A 3,478-nucleotide genomic window follows, 5' to 3' on the forward strand; every position below is an offset into this window, starting at 1 on the left:
CGTTTCTTGGGCAGACTACATTACTGCAAAATGGAAAACGTGTCTTTCTTCCAAATGATTCCTCTTTCGTTTCCCTTCGTGCAGAGGAACAAGAAGATTTTACAAAAGGATGGAACGAGTATATCAAAAGTATAGCGTCTGTCGCTGATACGAAGTCAGAAGGGTATTTTACTCGAAAAGCTGTGGTACATAAACAAAATTCAGGTGTCGGCAGTGTGGGAAGGGCTATTTTTTATGTCTTGATAGAAGGAGATACGGCAGAACCAGAAGATGATATTGTGTTGGAAGTCAAAGAACAGCAACTACCCGCGATGTTTGCAGAAGGTCAATTATCCAAAGAAGAATATAACCGGTGGTTTTCATCACATGCAGAGCGTACGCGTATTGCGACGCTTGCAACAGGTATGAAAGTTGATTCGCATCTGGGTACCCTGTATACACAAGGACGGTCCTATTCGGTAAAAAAATTATCCCCTGGGTATCATGAGTTTGAGTCAGCAGATTTTCATAAGCTTTCGGATGTAGAAGAATTTGTACAATACGCCGCAACAGCGTTCGCTCGTATGCATGCACGAGCAGATCAGGATTATAATCCAGCATATGTTCCCCATCATTTTGCAGAAAATGCTTTGGCATTCATGAAAAAAAATCCAAAGTTTAACCAACAGTTATTGCAATTGAGTGAGGACTATTATCATCAAGTAGTCGAAGATTATACATTATTTCAAGAGTTAGTCCAAAGTAAGAAATTATAGTCTAGTATAAATAGGTGCTTGATTTACAACCAAATAAAAAAGGAGGCAAATATATGATAAAAAAACAAGGAATGCTAATGGCAGCGTGTTGTCTTTTCATCTTACAAGGATGTGGGAAGCTGGTCCCATCTAAAAAGGATGAGAGCTCTCCACCAAAACAACACGTAACAACAGAACAGCTCAATTATCAAGATCAAGACCGTTGGGAACTAGAATCGGGAGATACACAATCGCCTATTAATATTGATACATCAAAAATCGTTCCGATGCAGGATGCAGGAGACATACAACTCGATTACAATACCACGGTACAGGATGAAGAGGATAATGGGCACACGATTCAAGTCGATGATACGGGTACAGCACAAATCAATGGACGAACATTTGCATTTACACAATTTCATTTCCATGCCCCCAGTGAACATACTATAAATGGGAAGCATTATCCTGTCGAAGTTCATTTTGTTCATAAAAGTCAAGATGGACGCCTAGCAGTCATTGGTGTGCTTTTTCAAGAAGGGAAAGAAAATAAAGGGTTTCAAGATGTGCTAGATCATGTAAAAGCAGGACAGAAAAATACAGAAGCTGGAACATTGGACATTACATCTATGATTCCAGTCAATAAAAGTTATTACCACTATCTTGGTTCTTTAACAACACCACCTCTTTCGGAAAATGTAGAATGGTACGTGATGAAAGAAGTTGTAGAAGCTTCGCCAGAACAAATCAAAGCGTTTCAAACCCTCTATTCTGGGACAAACAGGAAGGTGCAGCCTTTACATCAACGCATTGTTTTATATCATCAAGATCAGAATGCTGCTCAAAAATAAAATATTCAAGATATACAAAAAGGAGAGATGCCCTATTTCTCCTTTTTTACCTGATAATGCAATCATTATATGTAAAAAGAAGTTTAATCAGATGTATCTTATTCGTTTTAGGATTGGCTGTTATCTAAACACAAGGATTGATGATGTGAATCTTGTACAATCGGTTATAGTTGAAGTGTATAAACAACAAATACGGATGATGTTTATTGCTCCTCAACGCATAAAAGAAAATAAAGTATAAATATTTCAAATTACTGTGCATGCCATGAAAGGAGCAAACCAATTTGCCAATATACAAGCGGAACGGCCAATGGTTAGTGGCCAACTACGCGTTGTATTATTTTCTCAATCATTAGCGGCGCAAGGATTGTCAGCTTCTATTGGATATGCTATACAAGTTGCTGTTATAGAAATATATGTAAGGAATTCCGTATATCTGTATCAAACAATGGAAAATGTTTCGCTTTCTTTGTATCGATTGTTTCAAGAAAAAAGAATGGTAAGAACAATACATGACTTTCTTCATTCATACGTCTTATCATGTAATACAGGTGTAAGTACGTTTTGCGCATGTGCATAAGCAGGTGATTGTTTTGAAAAGGTGCTTAGTTGCGCACTAGGATATTTTTTGTAATATTTTACTTGTTTTATATTCCAAAGCATTCGGATATACTTACAATAAACGGGAAAGATGACTGTTGTTATTCTAACAATAAGCTCTATGTACAAATTCCGGTGTGAAAAGTCCTATTGTATAGGGCTTTTTTACTTCAAATCATTATTTTTTTCCTCCGTTTGTTTGATTGGAAACTTCATTTTTAAAGCAATCGTATCTCCTTGGAATATATGTTGACATCTTCTGTTGTCTTCGAGGATAAACTTCATCTAGAATCAGTCCATTTTCATATTATTCAGCTTAACAACTTTCCTTGCATAAAGATGGATTTTGTTAGAGAAGCTGGCGTCTTTCTTTTTATCCGATTCTCTTTGCACCAGAAGTATTTGGTAAAGGCATTAAACCGTTGTATATAGCAGCTTCTACTGTGGTAATCTAGTAAAGTATCCAATCACGCCAGGATTGTGGTATTAGTAACGCGCATATCTGTATAGCAAGGATCTTATATTGTCCCTCGTGTTTATAAGGTCCTTGTCATAAGCACATATGTAGCTCGGTTCTGTTGCAAAGTTTGAAAAAACATAAATCCGTTTACAAAATACAGTTATCGTTTAAGAAATTCTGAATAGTTGCTGTAATTCCTTATACGTCGAAAAAGAGAAGTCTGGAATGTGACTTCTCTTTTGTTTGTATATAGCATGAATCGTTTCGATTCCTTTCAATGTACGTGAAGCATGGCGAAGATTTTGAAATCCTGCGGATTTAACAAAACGTCGTTTGATATGTCTATGATCTTGTGGTTCTGGTGCAAAAATTCCAAAATGCTTGAAAAGGATTTATCCAACTTGGCCATACTGGTACTACTACTAAAAAAAGGTGTGTGATCCGTATGGGACCAGAAAACTTATTTAAGTGGAAACATTATCAACCAGATATTATTTTATTAACGGTACGTTGGTACCTGCGGTACAACTTAAGTTTTCGTGATTTGGTAGAAATGATGGAGGAACGAGGGTTATCTTTGGCTCATACAACCATTATGCGCTGGGTTCACCAATATGGACCAGAATTAAATGAGCGGATTCGAAAACATTTGAAAGCCACGAACGATTCTTGGAGAGTAGATGAAACATACATCAAGATTAAAGGGGAAAAAATGTATTTATATCGTGCGATCGACTCAGAAGGAAACACAATTGATTTTTATTTAAGTCGTAAACGAGATGCGAAAGCTGCCAAGTGTTTTCTAAAGAAAGCCTTGGTTTCTTGTCATGCCA

At 36.9% G+C, this 3,478-nt stretch carries 4 protein-coding genes and 1 pseudogene; 4 read left to right on the plus strand and 1 reads right to left on the minus strand.

What is annotated here, in order from left to right; all coding sequences use genetic code 11:
• The 3 genes from JDS99_RS30140 to JDS99_RS30150 all read left to right on the plus strand — a co-directional run.
• Nucleotides 1-755 (plus strand): DUF2252 family protein (locus tag JDS99_RS30140; RefSeq protein WP_199696406.1); only part of this gene is annotated, 755 nt, incomplete at its 5' end.
• Nucleotides 756-808: 53 nt separating this feature from the next.
• Nucleotides 809-1,585: a carbonic anhydrase gene (locus JDS99_RS30145; RefSeq protein ID WP_242475807.1), complete on the plus strand. Its 777-nt coding sequence runs from the start codon at nucleotides 809-811 to the stop codon at nucleotides 1,583-1,585.
• A 265-nt stretch (nucleotides 1,586-1,850) separates the two neighbouring features.
• The gene (locus tag JDS99_RS30150; RefSeq protein WP_199696407.1) at nucleotides 1,851-2,165 is read left to right on the plus strand and encodes a Ger(x)C family spore germination protein; all 315 of its coding nucleotides are present in this window, start codon (nucleotides 1,851-1,853) and stop codon (nucleotides 2,163-2,165) included.
• 647 nt (nucleotides 2,166-2,812) lie between these two features.
• Here JDS99_RS30150 and JDS99_RS30155 read toward each other — a convergent pair.
• Nucleotides 2,813-2,998, minus strand: a pseudogene (locus tag JDS99_RS30155) (IS6 family transposase); the annotation flags it as partial.
• Between the two features lie 92 nt (nucleotides 2,999-3,090).
• Here JDS99_RS30155 and JDS99_RS30160 point away from each other — a divergent pair.
• Nucleotides 3,091-3,478, plus strand: a 388-nt coding sequence (locus tag JDS99_RS30160) for an IS6 family transposase (protein ID WP_199696408.1), incomplete at its 3' end; no start/stop codon positions are given.

Origin of the sequence: Bacillus cereus group sp. N6 (assembly GCF_016483705.1) — a bacterium.
GTDB lineage: Bacteria > Bacillota > Bacilli > Bacillales > Bacillaceae_G > Bacillus_A > Bacillus_A wiedmannii.

Coding starts and splice junctions, on each gene's coding strand:
- JDS99_RS30145 (WP_242475807.1), top strand. CDS start 809: ATGATAAAAAAACAAGGAATGCTAATGGCAGCGTGTTGTCTTTTCATC.
- JDS99_RS30150 (WP_199696407.1), top strand. CDS start 1,851: ATGAAAGGAGCAAACCAATTTGCCAATATACAAGCGGAACGGCCAATG.